Origin of the sequence: Pseudomonas sp. p106 (assembly GCF_003936645.1) — a bacterium.
GTDB classification, from domain to species: domain Bacteria; phylum Pseudomonadota; class Gammaproteobacteria; order Pseudomonadales; family Pseudomonadaceae; genus Aquipseudomonas; species Aquipseudomonas putida_E.
Genome location: NZ_RHQR01000005.1, coordinates 257890 through 279501, shown reverse-complemented (window position 1 = coordinate 279501; position 21612 = coordinate 257890). Strand labels below are relative to the sequence as shown.

Sequence of the window (21612 nt, the reverse complement as noted above, 5' to 3'; positions counted from 1 at the left end):
TACACCGTTGGTCGGCAGGCGCTCAAGCCCTTGGCGGATGTCTACCCAGGCAACACGCCGCACATCAGCAGCGGCCTCAAGGAAGTCGAGCTGGATGGGCGCAAGCAGTTCATCAGTTTCACCCACGTCGACGGCGTGCCCTCAGCGGACTGGTACGTGGCCCTTGTGGTCGACCAGGACGCGGCATTCGCCATGCTCAGCGAGCTGCGTACCTCGGCCATCGTCGCGACGCTGATCGCGATACTGGTCATCATCGCCCTGCTCGGCCTGCTGATCCGCGTATTGATGGAGCCCTTGCACCTGATGGGTCGCGCCATGCATGACATTGCCGAAGGCGAAGGTGACCTGACCCGGCGCGTGGCCATCCACGCGCAGGACGAGTTCGGCAGCCTTGGCCAGTCGTTCAACCGTTTCGTCGAGCGTATTCACGAATCGATCCGCGAAGTGGCCTCGGCCACTGGCCAAGTCAATGCGGTGGCCACGCAGGTGGTGAGCGCCTCGAATGCCTCGATCTACAACGCCGACCAGCAGTCCAGCCGCACCAACAGCGTGGCCGCGGCCATCAACCAGCTGGGTGCCGCAGCCCAGGAGATCGCCCAGAACGCAGCGCTGGCTTCGCAACACTCCAGTGAGGCACGCGGCCTGGCCGAAGACGGCCAGCAGGTGGTCGGGCGCACCATCGATGTGATGAACCAGCTGTCGGCGCGCATCAGCGATTCATGCGGCAACATCGAAACGCTCAATGCCCACACCGCCAACATCGGCCAGATTCTCGATGTGATCAGCGGCATTTCCCAGCAGACCAACCTGCTGGCCCTGAATGCCGCGATCGAGGCGGCCCGTGCCGGTCAAGCCGGCCGTGGTTTTGCCGTGGTCGCCGACGAAGTCCGCAACCTGGCGCACCGCACTCAGGAGTCGGCGCAGCAGGTCCAGCGCCTGATCGAGGAATTGCAGGCCGGTGCCCAGATGGCCGTCAGCACCATGAACCAGAGCCGTGAGCACAGCGACCAGAGCGTCGGGATTGCCAACCAGGCCGGTGAGCGCCTGGGCAGCGTGACCCAGCGTATTGGCGAAATCGATGGCATGAACCAGTCAGTGGCTACCGCTACCGAGGAGCAGACGGCGGTGGTCGAGTCGATCAATGTCGACATCACCGAGATCAATACGCTGAACCAGGAAGGGGTGCAGAACCTGCAGAGCACCTTGCGTGCCTGCACCGACCTTGAACACCAGGTCGAACGGTTGAAGCATCTGGTAGGGAGTTTCAGGATCTGAAACGAACGGGGCCGCTTTGCGGCCCCATTCATCACTCAAAACCTGGAGCCAGGCTCCAGCAAAAAGTCCATCTCTTCACTGGTGCTCGGCCGCTCCAGCAACAGATTGCGATGCGGGAAGCGCCCGAACCGGGCAATCACCCGCTGGTGCTGCTCGGCATAGTCGAGGAACCCTTCGAACAACCGACGGTTGGCCTCGGGCTGCTCATCCAGCAGCACCTGGTACCGCTCAACGCACAGGTTCTGCCAGTCCAGCACCTCGGCATGCTCCAGCACCAGCAGCACGAATACCCGCTGGATCGGCAGCAGCTGGTAATCCCAGCCTTTCTGCAGCCCCTGCATTGCCACCACCTGGGCACGCCGGTCGCCCTCGAAAGCGCGCGGCGTGTCGCGGTAGATCATGCGCGGTAGCTGGTCCAGCAGTATCAACAGGCCGAGCCAGCCCTGAGGGCTTTGCTGCCACTCCTCGAGCCCACCCGCCAGGGCATGCTCGACGAGCTCGCCAAACAGCGCCTGGGCTTCGGCATCGTGATGCTTGCCGAACCACAGCGTGCTCTTCTCGTCAGCCACGGCCTGGGGACTGGTGCCCCAACCGAACCACCACTCCAGCAACGGCTGCCAAGGTGCGAGCATGATTTACTCCTTGTGATAGGCGGTGACGCGCTCGACCTCTTCCTTCGAGCCGAGAATCACCGATACACGCTGGTGCAGGCTCTCTGGCTTGATGTCGAGGATGCGTTCGTAACCGTTGGTAGAAGCGCCGCCGGCCTGCTCGATGATGAACGACATCGGGTTGGCTTCGTACATCAAGCGCAGCTTGCCCGGCTTGCTCGGCTCGCGGGCGTCGCGCGGGTACATGAACAGACCGCCACGGGTCAGGATACGGTGCACGTCGGCCACCATCGAGGCGATCCAGCGCATGTTGTAGTTCTTTTTCAGCGGCCCGGTCTCACCGGCCAGCAGCTCGCCCACGTAGCGCTGGACCGGGGCTTCCCAGTGGCGCTGGTTGGACATGTTGATGGCGAACTCGGCGGTGGTTGCCGGGACCTGGATGTTTTCGTGGGTCAGCACGAAGCTGCCCAGCTCACGGTCCAGGGTGAAGCCCTTGACGCCGTTGCCCAGGGTCAGGATCAGCATGGTCTGCGGGCCATAGATGGCATAACCGGCGGCGACCTGCTCGGTACCTGGCTGCAGGAAGGCGTTTTCGTTCAGGGTTTCGTTCTGGCTCAGGTATTCGTTAGGGCAACGCAGTACCGAGAAGATGGTGCCGACCGAAACGTTGACGTCGATGTTCGACGAGCCGTCCAGCGGGTCGAAGACCAGCAGGTAGGCACCTTTGGGGTATCGGCCCGGGATCTGGTAGGCGTTGTCCATTTCCTCGGACGCCATGCCGGCCAGGTGGCCGCCCCACTCGTTGGCCTCGAGCAGGATATCGTTGGAAATCACGTCGAGCTTCTTCTGCACTTCGCCCTGCACGTTTTCAGTGCCCATGCTGCCCAGCACGCCGCCAAGGGCGCCCTTGGACACGTGATGGCTGATTTCCTTGCACGCACGCGCCACCACTTCGATCAGGAAGCGCAGATCGGCAGGGGTATTGTTGCTGCGGGTCTGCTCAATCAGATAGCGACTCAAGGTAACGCGGGACATGTATGGCTCCGAAAGGATGGGGGAGAAAAACCCCCGCAGTTTACAGGGAGAGTTCAATGCTAGCGAGTAAAGAGACACGCCTGGGCAGTCAGACGGCACAACAGGTCGGTAGTTCAGCGCTCACCAGGCCGATGGTCAGGTGGGGCCGCTGTGCGGCCCCAAGCCTCAATCCAGCACCTTCCAGATCTCGGTCGCATACTCGCGAATGGTCCGGTCCGAAGAGAACCACCCCATTCGCGCGGTGTTGAGCACCGCCATCCGCCACCACGCCTGCGGCGTATGCCACAACTCCTCCACCCGCCGCTGGGCATCCCAGTAAGCATCGAAGTCGGCACAGACCAGGAAGCGGTCGTAAGCCACCAGCCCGTCGATCAGCCCGGCATAGCGCGACGGATCATCGGGGGAGAACACGCCACTGCGGATCGCCTGCAGCACATCGTTCAAGCGGTGGGAGGCGGCTATCGCGGCCACGGCACCAAAATCACCGTCACGCTTGCGCGCCTCCACCTGCTGCGCGGTCAGGCCGAAAATGAACATGTTGTCGGCACCCACCTGTTCGCACATCTCGACGTTGGCGCCATCGAGGGTACCAATGGTGAGTGCACCATTGAGCCCGAACTTCATGTTGCTGGTGCCCGACGCCTCGTAGCCGGCCGTGGAAATCTGCTCCGACAGGTCCGCCGCCGGGATGATGCTCTCGGCCAGGCTGACGTTGTAGTTGGGCAGGAACACCACCTTTAGCAGGCCGCGCACGGTAGGGTCGTTGTTGACCACCCGGGCGATGTCATTGGCCAGCTTGATGATCAGCTTGGCCTGGTGGTAGCTGGCTGCGGCCTTGCCGGCAAAGATCTTCACCCGCGGCACCCAGTTGGTGCCCGGGTCGTTACGGATGGCCTGGTACAGCGCCACGGTGTGCAGCAGATTGAGCAGCTGGCGCTTATACTCGTGGATGCGCTTGACCTGCACATCGAACAGCGCCTCAGGGTTGACCGTAACGCCCACCCGCTCCTGGATGATGCTGGCCAACGCGCGCTTGCTGTGCAGGCGCTGCGCGGCGAACTGCTTGAGGAAGCCGCCCTTGTCGGCGAACGGCACCAGGTTGGCCAGGCGCCCTTGCGGGTCGTCAAGCAACTCTGGCCCCAAGGCATCCACCAGCATCGCCGTCAACTGCGGGTTGGACTGGTACAGCCAGCGGCGGAAGGTAATGCCGTTGGTCTTGTTGTTGATTCGCTCGGGGTAGAGCTTGTGCAACTCGGAGAACACCGTGCTTTTCATCAGCTTGCTGTGCAGCGCCGATACCCCGTTGACGCTGTGCGAGCCGAGGAACGCAAGGTTGCCCATGCGCACCCGGCGGCCGTTGTCTTCCTCGATCAGCGACACCGCCCGCAGCACGTCGAAGTCATGCAGGCCTTTCGCGCGCAGGGCATCGATATGGTAGGCATTGATCAGGTAGATGATCTGCATGTGCCGCGGCAGCATGCGCTCCATCAGGGCCACCGGCCACGTCTCCAGCGCTTCTGGCAGCAGCGTGTGGTTGGTGTAGGCCAGGGTACCGACGGTCAGCTCCCAGGCTTTTTCCCACGGGATTTCATGCTGGTCGACCAACAGCCGCATCAGTTCGGCCACGGCAATCGACGGGTGCGTGTCGTTGAGCTGGATGGCCGCAGCATCTGGCAGGTTGAGCAAGTCCTTATGCATGTTCAGGTGGCGTCGCAGCAGGTCCTGCAGCGACGCCGATACGAAGAAGTATTCTTGGCGCAGGCGCAATTCCTGCCCCGCTTCTGTGCTGTCGGCCGGGTACAGCACACGCGAGATGCTCTCGGCGCGAGCCACTTCGGCCACCGCGCCAAGGTGGTCACCGGCATTGAAGCGCTCCAGGTGCAGCTCTTCCAGCGCCCGTGCGCGCCACAGGCGCAAGGTGTTGACACTGGAGCCGCGCCAGCCGACCACCGGCGTGTCGTAGGCGACCGCCCGTACCGTCTCGCCCGGCCACCACACCTGACGTTGCTGACCATGGGTATCTTGCACCGTTTCGACGCTGCCGCCGAAACTGATCGGGTAGATCACCTCGGCGCGCTCGAACTCCCAAGGGTTGCCGAAATCCAGCCAGTTTTCGGTCTGTTCCTGCTGCCATCCGTCGATCATGGCCTGGCGGAACAGCCCGTGCTCATAGCGGATGCCGTAGCCGTGGGCGGCGATGCCCAGCGTCGACATACTCTCCATGAAACAGGCAGCCAGGCGGCCCAGGCCACCGTTGCCCAATGCGGCGTCCGGCTCCAGCAACCGGATGCGCTCAAGGTCCACGTCCAGCCCCTCCAACGCATCACGGGCGATGTCCAGCAGGCCAAGGTTGCTCAGGCTGTCGTAGAGCAGCCGCCCGATGAGAAATTCCAGAGAGAGGTAATAGACCCGTTTCTGGCTGCGCCGGTAGGCCTGACGGGTGTGATCCATCCAGTGATCGACCATGTGATCACGGGCAGCCAGGGCAATGGCCTCGAACCAGTCGTGGTCAAAGGCGTGCTCCGGGTCTTTGCCGACCGCGTAGGTCAGCTTGTCCAGTACAGCGGCGCGAAAGTCGGCCACCTCGGCGTCACGTGCTTTGGGTTCCTGGGACATGCGGCATCCTCGGGCAAATTGGCAAAAGCGGCGGGAGAGTGTTGAGACTAGACCCTTCGACAGGGACTGACAGCCTCTGTTCGCAGTTTTCATGCCGGCTTGGCCAATCCGGCAAAAGGTTGTTCACAAATTGAACAACTCCGGTATGATCGCGCGCCCCAAGACCGTGATCCGCCACCTATAACGATGAAAACGACCCTGATTGCCGCAGCCGAAGTCGACCGCCTGGAAACCTGGCAACGCTATGCCAGCCACATGTGCGGGGGTTGCCATTCGACCTGCTGCACCCTGCCTGTGGAAGTGAAGATCAAAGACCTGATACGCATCGGCGTAGTGGACGAGTTCGAAAAGGACGAACCCCCGAAGAACGTGGCCAAACGCCTGCAGAAGGAAGGCATCATCGAACGCTTCAACCAGAAGTCGGGGATCTTCACCCTGACCCGGATGAGCAACGATGATTGCATGTATCTGGACCGCAAGAGCCGGCTGTGCACCATTTATGACAAGCGCCCGGATACTTGCCGGAACCATCCGAAGGTAGGCCCGCGGCCGGGGTATTGCGCTTACAAGCCCAAGGCGACCACGCGCTGATCATTGGCCTCGCCAAAACAGTTGCGCAAGGACCTGTGGAAGCCGGCTTGCCAGCGATGAGGCCGATAAAACCGATACAAAAAGCCCAGATAAAAAAACGCCCCCGGCCTTTCGACCGGGGGCGTTTTCATTCAGCCTGAGCTAACTCAGTTCTTGGCTTTCTTGGCAGCGCGGGTACGCTCGCCTTCGTCCAGGATCTTCTTGCGCAGACGGATCGACTTCGGCGTAACTTCGCACAGCTCGTCGTCCTGGATGAATTCCAGAGCCTGTTCGAGGGTGTGACGAACCGGCGGAACCAGGGCGATGACTTCGTCTTTGCCCGAAGCACGCATGTTGTCGAGCTTCTTGCCCTTGGTAGGGTTCACGCCCAGGTCGTTGTCACGGCTGTTCAGGCCGATGATCTGACCGTTGTAGATCTCCTGGCCGTGCTCGACGAACAGCTTGCCGCGCGCCTGCAGGGTTTCCAGGGAGTAGGTCAGTGCCTTGCCGGTCTCGACCGAAACCAGTACGCCGTTGAGGCGGCCGGACATCTGGCCCGACTTCATGGTGTCGTAGCGATCGAAGATCGAGGTCAGGATGCCTGCGCCGTTGGTCAGGGTCAGGAACTGGTTACGGAAGCCGATCAGGCCACGGGCTGGAATGTTGTACTCCAGGCGAACACGGCCCTTGCCATCCGGAACCATGTTGGTCAGGTCGCCTTTACGCAGGCCCATTTCTTCCATGACCTTGCCCTGGGATTCTTCAGGGATGTCGATGGTGACGTTCTCGAACGGTTCCTGCTTGACGCCACCGACTTCGCGGATGATCACTTCAGGACGGCCTACGGCCATCTCGAAGCCTTCACGGCGCATGGTTTCGATCAGTACCGACAGGTGCAGCTCACCACGGCCCGATACCTTGAACTTGTCAGGGGAATCGGTTTCCTGAACGCGCAGAGCAACGTTGTACAGCAGCTCTTTGTCCAGACGGTCCTTGATGTTACGGCTGGTGACGAACTTGCCTTCCTTGCCGCAGAACGGCGAGTCGTTGACCTGGAAGGTCATCGAAACGGTTGGCTCGTCGACGGTCAGCGGCTTCATCGCTTCGACGGCTGTCGGGTCGCACAGGGTGTCGGAGATGAACAGCTCGTCGAAACCGCTGATGCAGACGATGTCGCCAGCCTGGGCTTCTTCGACGTCGATACGGTGCAGGCCGTGGTGGCCCATCAGCTTGAGGATACGGCCGTTACGCTTCTTGCCGTTGGTGTCGATGGCGACCACCGGAGTGTTCGGCTTCACGCGGCCACGGGCGATACGGCCAACGCCGATAACACCCAGGAAGCTGTTGTAGTCCAGTGCCGAGATCTGCATCTGGAACGGGCCTTCACGGTCAACGTCCGGCGCAGGTACGTTGTCGACGATCGACTGGTACAGCGGGGTCATGTCTTCGGCCATGGCGGTGTGGTCCAGACCGGCGATGCCGTTCAGGGCCGAGGCGTAGACCACTTTGAAGTCCAGCTGCTCGTCGGTAGCACCGAGGTTGTCGAACAGGTCAAAGATCTGGTCCAGAACCCAGTCAGGACGGGCGCCCGGACGGTCGACCTTGTTGATCACGACGATCGGCTTCAGGCCGGCTTCGAAGGCCTTCTTGGTCACGAAGCGGGTTTGCGGCATAGGGCCGTCCTGGGCGTCGACCAGCAGCAGCACGGAGTCGACCATGGACATTACACGCTCAACCTCGCCACCGAAGTCGGCGTGGCCGGGGGTGTCGACGATGTTGATGTGGTAGCCGTTCCAGTTGATGGCGGTGTTTTTCGCCAGAATGGTAATCCCGCGCTCTTTTTCCTGGTCGTTGGAGTCCATTACGCGCTCGTCGTTGAGCTCGTTACGTTCCAGGGTGCCGGACTGACGCAGGAGTTTGTCGACCAGGGTGGTTTTACCATGGTCAACGTGGGCGATGATGGCGATGTTACGCAGATTTTCGATCACAACTGTATCTCGATCAGAGGATTCGGTTGCCGCCAGTCTAGGCGGCCAATATGAAGGTAAAAGGCTCAGCGGGCCCGGCGGTCGGGAGGGCGATGGCGGATGCTGCCGCCATACAGCCCTGGGGTCTTATGCCGGACGATAAACACGCACATTGGCATGTCCCTCACTGAGCAGGTGGTGTGCGTGCAATCGGCTCATCACACCTTTGTCGCAATACAGCAAGTACTGGCGGGTTTCATCCAGCTGCTTGAACTTGCTGTTGATCGCGTAGAACGGCATCACCTGAACTTCGATACCCTCGAGCACCAAAGGCTCGTCTTCCTGGGCGTCAGGGTGACGGATGTCGATCACGATCTGGCCTGGCAGCGCTTCGCTTACTTCCTCGATTTCCACGTCCTTGCCCAGCTCGTCGATCACGTGGTCGATCGAGATGAACTTGGCACGTTCGAGGGCGCGCTCCAGCACGGCCATGTCGAACTGCTTCTCTTCATGCTCCATGCGGTGACGCTTGGCATGGGTGGTCGGGTTCACCGAGATCACGCCGCAATATTCAGGCATGTGCTTGGCGAAGTCGGCGGTGCCGATTTCGGTCGCCTGGTCGATGATGTCCTGCTTGTGGCTGGCCAGCAATGGGCGCAGCACCAGCTTGTCGGTGGCCGAGTCGATGATCGACAGGTTCGGCAGCGTCTGGCTGGACACCTGGGAAATCGCCTCGCCGGTGACCAGCGCATCGATTTCCAGACGATCGGCCATGCGCGCAGCGCCGCGCAGCATCATGCGCTTGAGGGTCACGCCCATGTAGCTGTTGTCGACCTTGTTGAGGATCTCGCCGACCACTTCTTCGAACGGCACGCTGATGAACAATACGCGCTGGCTGCTGCCGTACTTTTTCCACAGGTAGTGGGCCACTTCCATCACGCCCAGTTCGTGGGCACGGCCGCCGAGGTTGAAGAAGCAGAAATGGGTCATCAGGCCGCGACGCATCATTTGGTAGGCCGCCACGGTGGAGTCGAAACCGCCGGACATCAGTACCAAGGTCTGCTCCAGGGCGCCCAGCGGGTAGCCGCCAATGCCTTGGTGCTGGTTGTGGATCACGTACAGGCGCTGGTTGCGGATTTCGATGCGCACCGTCACTTCAGGTTGCTTCAGCTCGATGCCAGCGGCGCCGCACTGCTGGCGCAACTGGCTGCCAACGTAGCGGTCGACGTCCATCGAGGTGAAGTCATGGTGGCCCCCGCGCTTGCAGCGCACGGCGAAATACTTGCCGGCCAGCAGGTGGCCGAAGTGCTGCTTGCACTTGGCGACGATATCGTCGAAGTCACCGAGCGGGTATTCCTCCACCTGCAGGAAGTGGGTAATGCCCGGGGTGCAGGTGAGCCGCTCGATCATCTCGCGCTGGACTTTTTCGTCTTCGACGCGGGTGACCACTTCGAGGTTGTCCCAGACACCATCGACCGCGAGCTCAGGGTCGAGGTCCTTGAGCACGTTGCGGATGTTCTTGCCGAGCTGGCGGATGAAGCGCTTGCGTACCGGCCGGCTCTTGATGGTGATTTCTGGGAAGACTTTGACGATAAGTTTCATTGGTTAACAGCGCGCGCAGGGCCTGCCGAAAAATGAGGGGCGCGAATTATATCGGAAATTGCTCAGGATTTGACCAACTTTTGTACAGAAGGTTGGATTTATATTGCCTGTACTGGCCTCATCGCTGGCAAGCCAGCATCTACAGGACGTCGGTAGGCCTCAAGACTGCGCTTAGGGTGTGGGAGCTGGCTTGCCAGCGATGAGGCCCTTAAAGGAAGCACACAACCCGATCTGTGCACGCTATTGGTGCACCAACAGCAAAAGCCGCCTCGTAAGGGTGCGTTTTTCGCCGCCAAACCGCCGCCAAATGCCCGCAAACGCCCCCTTTTATCCCGGCCTCGCCATTTTCGGGCACTGGCATGCAATTTGCTCCCTTGTGAGGCAGGTAAGCTTGGCCGACTATCCGCGCCCGGCAACACCCTTTTTTCCAGGGCAGCGGCCCACCGCGCTCTAGACCATCCGGAGGACAACATGTCGAAGTCGGTTCAACTCATCAAAGATCATGACGTCAAGTGGATTGATCTGCGTTTCACGGACACCAAAGGCACTCAGCATCACGTGACCATGCCAGCGCGTGATGGCCTGGACGAAGACTTCTTCGAAGTCGGCAAGATGTTCGACGGCTCCTCCATCGCTGGCTGGAAAGGCATCGAAGCCTCCGACATGATCCTGATGCCGGTCGACGATACCGCCGTACTGGACCCGTTCACCGAAGAGCCGACCCTGATCATCACCTGTGACATCGTCGACCCGTCGAGCATGCAGGGCTACGATCGCGACCCGCGTGCGATCGCCAAGCGCGCTGAAGAGTACCTCAAGAGCACCGGCATCGGTGACACCGTCTTCGCCGGCCCAGAGCCTGAGTTCTTCATCTTCGACGAAGTGAAGTTTCAGTCGGACATCTCCGGCTCGATGTTCAAGATCTTCTCCGAGCAAGGCTCGTGGATGACTGGCGCTGACGTGGAAGGCGGCAACAAAGGCCACCGTCCTGGCGTCAAAGGCGGCTACTTCCCGGTTCCGCCGTTCGACCACGACCACGAAATCCGTACTGCCATGTGCAACGCACTGGAAGAGATGGGCCAGACCGTCGAAGTTCACCACCACGAAGTGGCGACTGCCGGCCAGAACGAAATCGGCGTCAAGTTCAACACCCTGGTGAAGAAAGCTGACGAAGTACAGGCCCTGAAATATGTCGTGCACAACGTTGCCGACGCCTACGGCCGTACCGCCACCTTCATGCCAAAGCCACTGTACGGCGACAACGGCTCGGGCATGCACGTGCACATGTCGATCTGGAAAGACGGCAAGAACACCTTCGCGGGTGAAGGCTATGCCGGCCTGTCCGAAACCGCCCTGTACTTCATCGGCGGCATCATCAAGCACGGTAAGGCCCTGAACGGCTTCACCAACCCGTCGACCAACTCCTACAAGCGCCTGGTTCCAGGCTTCGAAGCCCCGGTAATGCTGGCCTACTCGGCACGCAACCGTTCCGCCTCGATCCGTATCCCTTACGTCGGCAGCCCTAAAGCCCGCCGTATCGAGGCGCGCTTCCCGGACCCATCGGCCAACCCGTACCTGGCTTTCGCGGCCCTGCTGATGGCTGGCCTGGACGGCATCCAGAACAAGATCCACCCAGGCGATGCTGCCGACAAGAACCTGTACGACCTGCCGCCTGAAGAGGCGAAAGATATCCCGCAAGTTTGCGGCAGCCTGAAAGAAGCTCTGGAAGAGCTGGATAAAGGCCGTGCGTTCCTGACCAAGGGCGGCGTGTTCTCCGACGACTTCATCGATGCCTTCATCGAACTGAAGAGCGAAGAAGAGATCAAGGTCCGTACCTTCGTGCACCCGCTGGAATACGAGCTGTACTACAGCTGCTGATTTGATTGGCGCATTGCGCCGATGAAATCCCGGAAACGGCCTTCTCATGAAGGCCGTTTTTGTTTTTCCAGCCGTCCCGATCGGAAGCGCCCCAACACCTTGGCGCCATACGCCACGCGCACCGATGCTCTATATTGGTGCGATGCAACGTTGCCTGCCCCGCCCCGCACCCCAAAACAGGTCACGTTGAACGGTAAATCAGTGCTTTCTGGTCCGAATAGGCGCAATTTCGGGGGTTTATAAAGCAATCCCGCTTCTTTTCGGAGCCTTGGTTTGTTTCTTGCATTTTCTACGCAAAGAGCCTGGCATGAGCAGATCCATAGTGCGCCGGCCACGCTCACCGCCATGCCCGGCAAGCGCCAAAAGAGGTCAACGACGCCTTATGACCATCAGCGATGCACAGCACCGTCTGCTTCTGGACAACCTGACCACCGCCACGCTCTTGCTTAACGCCGAGCTGCGCCTGGAGTACATGAACCCGGCTGCGGAAATGCTCCTGGCCGTGAGTGGGCAGCGCAGCCACGGGCAGTTCATCAGCGAACTGTTCACCGAATCGTCCGAGGCGCTCAACTCCCTGCGCCAGGCGGTCGAGCAGGCGCACCCGTTCACCAAGCGCGAAGCCCAATTGACCTCGCTGACCGGCCAGACCATCACCGTTGACTATGCCGTGACGCCCATCCTGCACCAGGGCAACACCCTGCTGTTGCTGGAGGTACACCCGCGTGACCGCCTGCTGCGCATCACCAAGGAAGAAGCCCAGCTGAGCAAGCAGGAAACCACCAAGATGCTGGTCCGCGGCCTCGCCCACGAGATCAAGAACCCACTGGGGGGCATCCGTGGCGCGGCGCAACTGCTGGCCCGGGAGTTGCCCGAAGATGGCCTGCGCGACTACACCAACGTGATCATCGAAGAGGCCGATCGCCTGCGCAACCTGGTCGATCGCATGCTCGGTTCGAACAAGCTGCCATCGCTGGCCATGACCAACATTCACGAAGTCCTTGAACGGGTCTGCAGCCTGGTCGACGCAGAAAGCCAAGGATGCATCACTTTGGTGCGTGATTATGACCCGAGCCTGCCGGACGTGCTGATCGACCGCGAACAGATGATCCAGGCGGTACTGAATATCGTGCGCAACGCGATGCAGGCGATCAGCTCACAGAACGAGTTGCGCCTGGGCCGCATCACCCTGCGCAGCCGCGCGATGCGCCAGTTCACCATCGGCCATGTGCGCCACCGACTGGTGGCCCGCGTCGAGATCATCGACAACGGCCCCGGCATCCCCAGTGAACTGCAAGACACCCTCTTCTATCCCATGGTCAGTGGCCGCCCGGACGGTACCGGGTTGGGCCTGGCCATTACCCAGAACATCATCAGTCAGCACCAAGGCCTGATCGAGTGTGAAAGCCACGCCGGCCACACCGCCTTTTCGATCTTCCTGCCGCTGGAACAAGGAGCCACCGCCTCATGAGCCGAAGTGAAACCGTATGGATCGTCGACGATGATCGCTCCATCCGCTGGGTCCTGGAAAAAGCCCTGCAACAGGAGGGCATGACCACCCAGAGCTTCGACAGCGCCGATGGCGTGATGGGCCGCTTGGCCCGGCAGCAGCCGGACGTGATCATTTCCGACATTCGCATGCCCGGCGCCAGCGGCCTCGACCTGCTGGCACAGATTCGCGACCAACACCCGCGCCTGCCGGTCATCATCATGACCGCCCATTCCGACCTGGACAGCGCAGTGGCGTCGTACCAGGGGGGCGCTTTCGAATACCTGCCCAAACCGTTCGATGTCGATGAGGCGGTCTCGCTGGTAAAACGCGCCAACCAGCATGCGCAGGAGCAGCAAGGCCTCGATGTGCCCCAGGCCCTGGCCCGTACGCCGGAAATCATCGGTGAAGCCCCGGCGATGCAGGAGGTGTTCCGCGCCATTGGCCGGCTGAGCCACTCCAACATCACCGTACTGATCAATGGCGAGTCCGGTACCGGCAAGGAGCTGGTAGCCCACGCCCTGCACCGCCACAGCCCGCGGGCGGCCTCACCGTTCATTGCCCTGAACATGGCCGCCATACCCAAGGACCTGATGGAGTCGGAGCTGTTCGGCCACGAAAAAGGCGCCTTCACCGGCGCGGCCAACCTGCGACGCGGCCGCTTCGAGCAAGCGGACGGCGGCACCTTGTTCCTCGACGAAATCGGTGACATGCCTGCCGATACGCAGACCCGCCTGCTGCGGGTGCTGGCCGATGGGGAGTTCTATCGTGTGGGCGGCCATGTGCCCGTAAAGGTCGATGTGCGAATCATCGCTGCAACCCATCAAAACCTCGAGTCACTGGTACAGGCTGGCAAGTTCCGTGAAGACTTGTTCCATCGCCTGAACGTGATCCGTATTCATATCCCGCGCCTGGCCGACCGCCGCGAGGACATCCCCGCGCTGGCACGCCACTTCCTTGGCCGTGCCGCTCAGGAGCTGGCCGTCGAACCGAAGCTGCTCAAGCCGGAAACCGAAGAATTCATCCGCAACCTGCCTTGGCCTGGCAACGTCCGCCAGCTGGAAAACACCTGCCGCTGGATCACCGTCATGGCGTCCAGCCGCGAAGTGCTGGTCGGCGATCTGCCGCCCGAATTGCTCAACCTGCCGCAGGACGCTGCACCGGTGACCAACTGGGAGCAGGCGCTGCGCCAATGGGCCGACCAAGCCTTGGCACGCGGGCAATCCAACCTGCTGGACAGCGCCGTGCCCAGCTTTGAACGGATCATGATCGAGACGGCGCTCAAGCATACTGCCGGGCGCCGCCGGGATGCAGCGGTGCTGCTGGGGTGGGGGCGCAATACCCTGACCCGCAAGATCAAGGAACTGGGGATGAACGTGGATGGCGGGGATGACGATGAGGGCGATGATCACTGACTTCCCGCTGAATCAGTAACACCGTTGGGGCCGCTTTGCGGCCCCAACCATTTCTGGCCAATGCACCGAAGCTGTGCCAGCTGCACCGCGCCAAGGCACAAATCCCCTCAAAAACCGGCCAGATCGCCCTGAAACCCAATGTTTCCGGGTTTTTCAAAACTGGCACGCCACCTGCAATACGTAATGTATCTCCAGTTTCGGGGGCCTCGGTACAGGCAGGCCGGGTGAACCCCTCTTTTATACGCAGTTGCACAAGCTTTGGGGACCTCGGTACAGGCAGGCCGGGAATCCCCTCTTTTACACGCAGTAGCGCAAGCTTTGGGGACCCTGGTACAGGCAGGCCGGGACATCCCCTCTTTTATTCGTGCAGCCTCACCTGCACCCGCCAGCGCCCCGCGTCCTCTGCACCGGCCCATTCGCCACGCAGAGGGCGCGCGGCAATCACGCTCAGCAGCAACCCTTCCTCACTTTTCTGCAAACGCCAGCTCACCGGCTTGCCCTGCAGGGTCAGTTGCCCACGCTGGGCTTTACCTTCGGCCTGGAACAGCAACGCGACCGTACCCTGGACATTCTCGCCATGCAGCTTCGGTTCATCGTTGAACCACAGGTCCAGCCCGTCCTGCACCACCTCCACCCGCTCAAGCACGAGCGCTTCGGGTGCAGTCAGACGGCCGATCATCAAACCGACCATCAAGCCGACGATCGCCAACGAGAGCAAAACCTTCGGCAAGCCCTTCGAACGCACATCAGGTTCGGGGGTAGAATGCTCGCCATCTTCACGCTTGGAGCCGTGCATGTTTCACGTCATCCTCTTTCAACCTGAAATTCCGCCCAATACCGGCAATATCATTCGCCTCTGCGCCAACAGTGGCTGCGCGCTGCACCTGATCGAACCGATCAGCTTCGAGCTCGACGACAAGCGGCTGCGCCGTGCAGGGCTGGATTACCACGAGTATGCCACGCTCAAGCGCCACGAAAGCCTGGCCGGATGCCTGGAGAGCCTGGGCAACCCACGCTTGTTCGCCTTTACCACAAAGGGTTCGCACCCGTTTCATGAGGTTGCCTACCAGCCGGGCGACGCCTTCCTGTTCGGGCCGGAAAGCCGCGGCCTGCCGGCCGAGGTGCTGGACAGCCTGCCGGCCGAGCAACGCCTGCGCCTGCCGATGCGGCCGGGGTGCCGCAGCCTGAACCTGTCCAACACCGTGGCGGTGACGGTGTATGAGGCGTGGCGGCAGCAGGGGTTTGCCGGGAGCTGACAAGCCCGAGGCAGGCAGCCGGGGTTTGCCGGGAGCTGACAAGCCCGAGGCAGGCAGCCGGGTAATAAAAAGGCGACCTCGAAGGCCGCCTCTTTGCTACCAGGCAAAATTACTGCACGGTCGGTGCTTCGCCCGCTTCCTGCATGCGCTGCATCTCTTGCGCGTACAGGGCGTCGAAGTTGACCGGCGACAGCATCAGGGCCGGGAACGAACCACGGGTCACCAGGCTATCCAGAGTCTCGCGGGCGTACGGGAACAGGATGTTCGGGCAGAACGCGCCGAGGGTGTGGCTCATGGAAGAGGCGTCGAGGTTCTTGATCAGGAAGATACCAGCCTGCTGAACTTCAGCGATGAACGCCACTTCGTCACCATTCTTGACGGTCACCGACAGGGTCAGCACCACCTCGTGGAAGTCGCCTTCCAGAGCCTTCTGCTTGGTGTTCAGGTCCAGGGCAACGCTCGGCTCCCAGGTCTGACGGAAGATCTGCGGGCTTTTCGGGGCCTCGAACGACAGGTCGCGCACGTAGATACGCTGCATGGAGAACTGAGGGCTGTTGTCTTCGGCTGCTGCGCCGTTGGTCTGTTGGTCAGTCATGGCAGATCCTTATCCTAATGTTTTTGAATGCAGTGCAAATCAGGCCTTGAGCAGCGCGTCGAGCTTGCCGGCGCGCTCCAGGGCGTAGAGGTCATCGCAGCCACCGACATGGGTACTGCCGATCCAGATCTGCGGCACCGAAGTCCGGCCGGCCTTCTGGCTCATCTCGGCGCGTACCTGCGGCTTGCCGTCGACCTTGATTTCCTCGAAGGCCACGCCCTTGCTCTCGAGCAGGTACTTGGCACGCATGCAGTAGGGGCAGTAGTCGCTGGAGTAGACGATGACGTCGTTCATATCACTTCACCAGGGGCAGGTTATCGGCTTTCCAGCTGGAAACGCCACCGCTCAGCTTGGCGGCGGTATAACCAGCCTTGAGCAGTTCGCGGCAGATGGTGCCGGACTGCTGGCCCATTGCGTCGACGACGATCAGGGTCTTCTCTTTGTGCTTGTCCAGTTCGGTCATGCGGGTGGCGACCTTGTCCTGCGGGATGTTCACCGCACCAACGATGTGGCCGGCGGAGTATTCCTTGGCAGGGCGGATATCGATGACAAGGCCCTTCTCGGCATTGACCAGGGCGGTCAGTTGGCCATTGCTCAGGCTCTGGCCGCCACGGCGGATTTCATTGAGCAGCAGCAGGACCAGCAGAACAACGAAGATCGCAACCAGGATGTAGTGATCTGTCGCGAATTGAATCAGGTGAGCAACCATCAGCGGTGTTCCAGGCGATTGAAAATGCCGGCCAGTATACACAGCCCCCAATGACCACCAAAGTCCGACAGGCCGGTGGGAAAACTACCTTCCCGTTCTCGCGGGCGCCGCGCTGGTCAGGGAACAGGACGAATATTCGCCGCAGGTGGCGCATTTGCCCTAAAATGCGTGTCTTTATCATCTTTGAACAACCGTGAGTTTGATTGATGACGAGTACGCCCAAACCCCTGGTCCTGATCATCCTGGATGGCTTCGGCCACAGCGAAAGCCCCGAATACAACGCCATCTATGCCGCCAACACTCCGGTCTATGACCGCCTGCGTGCCACCGCGCCGCATGGCCTGATTTCCGGTTCAGGGATGGACGTCGGCCTGCCGGACGGGCAGATGGGCAACTCCGAAGTCGGTCACATGAACCTGGGCGCCGGCCGTGTCGTCTACCAGGACTTCACCCGCGTCACCAAGGCCATTCGCGACGGCGAGTTCTTCAAGAACCCGGTGCTGACAGGCGCGGTGGACCAGGCTGCAGGTGCCGGCAAGGCCGTGCATATCCTCGGCCTGCTCTCCGACGGCGGCGTACACAGCCACCAGGACCACCTGATTGCCATGGCCGAACTGGCCGCGCAGCGTGGCGCCGAGAAGATCTACCTGCATGCGTTCCTCGACGGTCGTGACACCCCGCCGCGCAGCGCGCAATCGTCCATCGAGCTGCTCGATTCGGCCTTTGCCAAGCTTGGCAAAGGCCGAATCGCCAGCCTGATCGGCCGTTACTACGCGATGGACCGCGACAACCGCTGGGACCGCGTCAGTGCCGCCTACAACCTGATCGTCGACAGCGTTGCCGAACACACTGCAGACAGCGCTGTTGCCGGGCTCGAAGCGGCCTATGCGCGCGACGAGAGCGACGAATTCGTCAAGGCCACGCGTATTGGCGAAGCGGTGAAGGTCGAAGATGGCGATGCCGTGATCTTCATGAACTTCCGCGCCGACCGCGCACGTGAGCTGTCGCGCGTGTTCGTCGAAGCCGATTTCAACGAGTTCCCACGGGCACGCCTGCCAAAGCTGGCCGCCTACATCGGCCTGACCCAGTACTCGGCGAAAATCCCGGCCCCGGCGGCGTTTGCCCCGGCCAGCCTGAACAACGTGCTGGGTGAATACCTGGCCAAAAACGGCAAGACCCAGCTGCGCATCGCCGAGACCGAGAAATACGCACACGTCACCTTCTTCTTCTCTGGGGGGCGCGAAGAACCGTTCGAAGGCGAAGAGCGCATCCTGATCCCGTCGCCGAAAGTCGCCACCTACGACATGCAGCCGGAAATGAGCGCCCCAGAGGTCACCGACCGCATCGTCGAGGCCATCGAGCAGCAGCGCTACGACGTGATCGTGGTCAATTACGCCAACGGTGACATGGTCGGCCATACCGGCGTGTTCGATGCCGCAGTCAAGGCCGTCGAAGCCCTGGACGGCTGTGTCGGTCGCATCGTCGAGGCACTGGACAAGGTGGGCGGCGAAGCGTTGATCACCGCAGACCACGGCAACGTCGAGCAGATGGAAGACGAATGCACCGGCCAGGCGCATACGGCCCACACCACCGAGCCGGTACCGTTCATCTATGTCGGCAAGCGCCAGGTCAAGGTTCGCGAGGGCGGCGTGCTGGCCGACGTGGCGCCGACCATGCTCAAGCTGCTTGGGCTGGAAAAACCTGCGGAAATGACCGGTACCTCGATTCTGCTCGAGGATTAAGCGGCAAGCGGCAAGCGAAACCTGGCCTGGCGCCTGCTTTTGCTTGCCGCTTGTAGCTTGAAGCTTGCCGCTGACGCCGTGAGGCGTTTTTTTTGCAGCCCCGGGCGGGCATACTAGGCCAGTCTCCATCCTTGGTACGCCCAACCTCATGCTTCGCGCCCTGATTCTCCTAGCCCTGTCTTGCCTGCTCAGCCCGGCCTTCGCCGACGAGCGCGCACAGACCCAGCAACAACTGGACGCCACCCGCCAGGACATCGCCGAGCTCAAGAAAACGCTGGGCAAGCTCCAGGAAGAAAAATCCGGCGTGCAGAAAGACCTCAAAGCCACCGAGACCGACATCGGCAACCTCGAAAAGCAGGTGGAGGCTCTGCAGCAAGAACTAAAAAAGACCGAGGGCGAGCTGGAGCGCCTTGATACCGAGAAAAAAAAACTCCAGAGCTCGCGCATTGAACAACAGCGACTGATCGCCATTCAGGCGCGGTCCGCCTACCAGAACAATGGCCGTGAGGAATACCTCAAGCTGCTGCTCAACCAGCAGAACCCAGAAAAGTTCGCCCGCACCCTCAGCTACTACGACTACCTGAGCAAGGCGCGTATGGAGCAGCTGCGTGCCTTCAACGAGACCTTGCGCCAGCTGGCCAATGTCGAACAGGACATTTCCCGCCAGCAAGAACAGTTGCTGGCCCAGCGCGCCGATCTCGACAGCCGCCGCCAGGCCCTGGAAGCCGAACGTGGCAAACGTCAGCAGGTGCTGGCCAAGCTCAACAGTGACATGAAAGACCGCGACAAGAAGCTGCAGGCCCGTGAACAAGACCAGGCCGACCTTGCCAAGGTGCTCAAGACCATTGAGGAAACCCTGGCCCGTCAGGCCCGTGAGGCCGAAGAAGCGCGCAAGAAGGCCCTGCTGGCCGAGCAAGAGGCCCAAAAGCGCCGACAGCAGGAAGCGCTGGCCGCACAGCAAGACAGCGAACCGCCAAAAAAGGCGCGCACCACCCTAGGCCCGTTGGTTTCCAGCAGCAGCTCAACCTACGGCGGTGCTTTTTCTGCCGCACGGGGCAAACTTCCCTGGCCCGTCAATGGTCGATTGCTGGCACGTTTCGGTGAAGCCCGTGGCAGCGATGCCCGAGCCAAGTGGGACGGCGTGATGATCAGCGCCAACCCCGGCACCCAGGTGCGTGCCGTGCACGGCGGGCGCGTGGTGTTCGCCGACTGGTTGCGCGGTGCTGGACTTCTGGTCATTCTCGACCATGGTAATGGTTACCTGAGCCTGTACGGCCACAACCAGAGCCTGCTCAAGAGCGCCGGGGACATCGTCAAGGCCGGCGAGGCCATTTCCACCGTTGGCGACAGCGGCGGCCAGGATGCCGCCGGCTTGTACTTCGCCATCCGCCAGCAGGGCAGGCCAACCGACCCTTCGCAGTGGTGCAAAGGTTAAGGTTAAAGCCTAGTCACTTTTTTACGGCCCGGCGCCCCACGCTGGGCCGATGCTCCCCAGGGAGCGCCTACAGGATCAGGAGTTCGTTCGACATGCTGCACTCGCCTCGTCTCACCCAGCTGGCCCTGACCATCGCCCTGGCGACTGGTATGCCTTTGGCCATCGCTGCCGAGCCGGCGCCCGCCAAGCCCGCCGCGGTGCCAGCCACCGAGGTGACCGCCAGGGCGCCGCTGCCACTGGAAGAGCTGCGCACCTTCGCCGAGGTCATGGACCGCATCAAGGCGGCCTATGTCGAGCCGGTAGACGACAAGACGCTGCTGGAGAATGCCATCAAAGGCATGCTCAGCAACCTCGACCCGCATTCGGCCTACCTTGGCCCCGAGGACTTCCAGGAACTGCAGGAAAGCACCAGTGGCGAGTTCGGTGGCCTGGGTATCGAAGTCGGCCAGGAAGACGGCTTCATCAAGGTGGTCTCGCCCATCGATGACACCCCCGCTTCGCGCGCCGGCGTGCAGGCAGGCGACCTGATCGTCAAGATCAACGGTGCGCCCACCCGCGGCCAGAGCATGACCGAAGCCGTGGACAAGATGCGCGGCAAGGTCGGCGAGAAGATCACCCTGACCCTGGTACGTGACGGCGGCACCCCGTTCGACGTGAACCTGGTCCGCGCGGTGATCCAGGTCAAGAGCGTGAAGAGCCAGTTGCTGGAAAACGACTACGGCTACATCCGCATCACCCAGTTCCAGGTCAAGACCGGCGACGAAGTGGGCAAGGCATTGGCCAAGATGCGCAAAGACAACGGCAAGAAACTGCGCGGCGTTGTTCTGGACCTGCGCAACAACCCCGGTGGCGTGCTGCAGTCAGCGGTGGAAGTGGCCGACCACTTCCTGACCAAGGGCCTGATCGTGTACACCAAGGGGCGTATCGCCAACTCCGAACTGCGCTTCTCCGCCGACCCGGCCGACGCCAGCGAAGCCGTGCCACTGGTCGTGCTGATCAACGGCGGCAGCGCCTCGGCCTCGGAAATCGTCGCCGGCGCCCTGCAAGACCAGAAACGCGCCGTACTGATGGGCACCGACAGCTTCGGCAAAGGTTCGGTGCAGACCGTGCTGCCACTGGCCAACGACCGTGCCCTGAAGCTCACGACCGCACTGTACTTCACCCCCAATGGCCGCTCGATCCAGGCCCAGGGCATCGTGCCGGACATCGAGGTGCGCCCGGCCAAACTCACAGCAGAGGTCGATACCGAGAACTTCAAGGAAGCCGACCTGCAAGGCCACCTGGGCAACGGCAACGGTGGCGCTGACCGCCCGACCGGCAGCAGCAAGCGCAAGGAGCGTCCGCAGGACGATGACTTCCAGCTGAGCCAGGCGCTCAGCCTGCTCAAGGGGCTGAACATCACCTCCGGCAAATGATTCAT

18 protein-coding genes and 1 pseudogene are annotated in these 21612 nt (G+C 61.5%); 10 read left to right on the top strand and 9 right to left on the bottom strand.

Annotated features, from left to right (window positions below; genetic code table 11):
- Positions 1-192: 192 nt before the first annotated feature.
- Both EGJ09_RS27005 and EGJ09_RS09150 read left to right on the top strand, forming a co-directional pair.
- Positions 193-420, top strand: a pseudogene (locus tag EGJ09_RS27005) (HAMP domain-containing protein); the annotation flags it as partial.
- A 24-nt stretch (positions 421-444) separates the two neighbouring features.
- On the top strand, positions 445-1275 hold the full coding sequence (locus tag EGJ09_RS09150) for a methyl-accepting chemotaxis protein (protein WP_371928073.1): 831 nt from the start codon (positions 445-447) through the stop codon (positions 1273-1275).
- 35 nt (positions 1276-1310) lie between these two features.
- On the opposite strand, the gene EGJ09_RS09145 is transcribed toward EGJ09_RS09150, so the two are convergent.
- From EGJ09_RS09145 to EGJ09_RS09135, 3 genes are all read right to left on the bottom strand, one after another.
- Positions 1311-1907, bottom strand: a complete 597-nt coding sequence (locus EGJ09_RS09145) for a DUF924 family protein (protein WP_012312366.1) — start codon at positions 1905-1907, stop codon at positions 1311-1313.
- A gap of 3 nt (positions 1908-1910) precedes the next feature.
- Positions 1911-2921 (bottom strand): class 1 fructose-bisphosphatase, encoded by a 1011-nt coding sequence (locus tag EGJ09_RS09140; protein WP_012312365.1) that lies wholly within the window; start codon positions 2919-2921, stop codon positions 1911-1913.
- A 165-nt stretch (positions 2922-3086) separates the two neighbouring features.
- Positions 3087-5537: a glycogen/starch/alpha-glucan phosphorylase gene (locus EGJ09_RS09135; RefSeq protein ID WP_125923656.1), complete on the bottom strand. Its 2451-nt coding sequence runs from the start codon at positions 5535-5537 to the stop codon at positions 3087-3089.
- A gap of 186 nt (positions 5538-5723) precedes the next feature.
- Between EGJ09_RS09135 and EGJ09_RS09130 the strand changes: the two genes are divergently transcribed.
- Positions 5724-6128: a YkgJ family cysteine cluster protein gene (locus EGJ09_RS09130; RefSeq protein ID WP_012312363.1), complete on the top strand. Its 405-nt coding sequence runs from the start codon at positions 5724-5726 to the stop codon at positions 6126-6128.
- A gap of 146 nt (positions 6129-6274) precedes the next feature.
- Here EGJ09_RS09130 and typA read toward each other — a convergent pair whose 3' ends face one another.
- Positions 6275-8095 carry a translational GTPase TypA gene (gene typA, locus EGJ09_RS09125; RefSeq protein ID WP_046784993.1) on the bottom strand — a complete coding sequence of 607 codons (1821 nt, stop codon included), beginning with the start codon at positions 8093-8095 and terminating at the stop codon, positions 6275-6277.
- Positions 8096-8221: 126 nt separating this feature from the next.
- Entirely contained in the window at positions 8222-9676 is a 1455-nt protein-coding gene (gene thiI, locus EGJ09_RS09120; protein ID WP_039604090.1) for a tRNA uracil 4-sulfurtransferase ThiI, read from the bottom strand.
- A gap of 471 nt (positions 9677-10147) precedes the next feature.
- On the opposite strand from thiI, the gene glnA reads away from it, so the two are divergent.
- The 3 genes from glnA (at position 10148) to ntrC (ending at position 14455) form a co-directional block, all read left to right on the top strand.
- Complete coding sequence (gene glnA, locus EGJ09_RS09115; protein WP_012312360.1) at positions 10148-11554, top strand: type I glutamate--ammonia ligase; 1407 nt, start codon at positions 10148-10150, stop codon at positions 11552-11554.
- Positions 11555-11936: 382 nt separating this feature from the next.
- Positions 11937-13022 carry a nitrogen regulation protein NR(II) gene (glnL, locus tag EGJ09_RS09110; protein WP_046784991.1) on the top strand — a complete coding sequence of 362 codons (1086 nt, stop codon included), beginning with the start codon at positions 11937-11939 and terminating at the stop codon, positions 13020-13022.
- Positions 13019-14455, top strand: a complete 1437-nt coding sequence (gene ntrC / locus EGJ09_RS09105) for a nitrogen regulation protein NR(I) (protein ID WP_039603934.1) — start codon at positions 13019-13021, stop codon at positions 14453-14455. The genes glnL and ntrC overlap by 4 nt, the downstream gene beginning before the upstream one ends.
- Before the next feature lie 358 nt (positions 14456-14813).
- Here ntrC and EGJ09_RS09100 read toward each other — a convergent pair whose 3' ends face one another.
- Positions 14814-15251 (bottom strand): hypothetical protein, encoded by a 438-nt coding sequence (locus tag EGJ09_RS09100; RefSeq protein ID WP_046784990.1) that lies wholly within the window; start codon positions 15249-15251, stop codon positions 14814-14816.
- Here EGJ09_RS09100 and trmL point away from each other — a divergent pair.
- Positions 15250-15711, top strand: coding sequence for a tRNA (uridine(34)/cytosine(34)/5-carboxymethylaminomethyluridine(34)-2'-O)-methyltransferase TrmL (gene trmL / locus EGJ09_RS09095; RefSeq protein ID WP_011531803.1), 462 nt, complete (start codon positions 15250-15252; stop codon positions 15709-15711). The two genes, EGJ09_RS09100 and trmL, sit on opposite strands and share 2 nt — an antisense overlap.
- A 109-nt stretch (positions 15712-15820) precedes the next feature.
- Here the strand turns inward: trmL and secB are convergent, their stop codons facing one another.
- The 3 genes from secB to EGJ09_RS09080 are packed head-to-tail and all read right to left on the bottom strand — an operon-like array spanning position 15821 to position 17015.
- Positions 15821-16306, bottom strand: a complete 486-nt coding sequence (secB, locus tag EGJ09_RS09090) for a protein-export chaperone SecB (RefSeq protein WP_012312355.1) — start codon at positions 16304-16306, stop codon at positions 15821-15823.
- 39 nt (positions 16307-16345) lie between these two features.
- Positions 16346-16600 carry a glutaredoxin 3 gene (gene grxC, locus EGJ09_RS09085; protein WP_046784989.1) on the bottom strand — a complete coding sequence of 85 codons (255 nt, stop codon included), beginning with the start codon at positions 16598-16600 and terminating at the stop codon, positions 16346-16348.
- 1 nt (position 16601) lies between these two features.
- Positions 16602-17015: a rhodanese-like domain-containing protein gene (locus tag EGJ09_RS09080; protein ID WP_046784988.1), complete on the bottom strand. Its 414-nt coding sequence runs from the start codon at positions 17013-17015 to the stop codon at positions 16602-16604.
- A gap of 206 nt (positions 17016-17221) precedes the next feature.
- On the opposite strand from EGJ09_RS09080, the gene gpmI reads away from it, so the two are divergent.
- The 3 genes from gpmI to EGJ09_RS09065 all read left to right on the top strand — a co-directional run bounded on the left by gpmI (position 17222) and on the right by EGJ09_RS09065 (position 21607).
- Entirely contained in the window at positions 17222-18757 is a 1536-nt protein-coding gene (gpmI, locus tag EGJ09_RS09075; protein WP_125923655.1) for a 2,3-bisphosphoglycerate-independent phosphoglycerate mutase, read from the top strand.
- Between the two features lie 148 nt (positions 18758-18905).
- Positions 18906-20192, top strand: a complete 1287-nt coding sequence (locus EGJ09_RS09070; RefSeq protein WP_125923654.1) for a murein hydrolase activator EnvC — start codon at positions 18906-18908, stop codon at positions 20190-20192.
- A gap of 92 nt (positions 20193-20284) precedes the next feature.
- Entirely contained in the window at positions 20285-21607 is a 1323-nt protein-coding gene (locus tag EGJ09_RS09065; protein WP_046784985.1) for a S41 family peptidase, read from the top strand.
- Positions 21608-21612 lie beyond the last annotated feature (5 nt).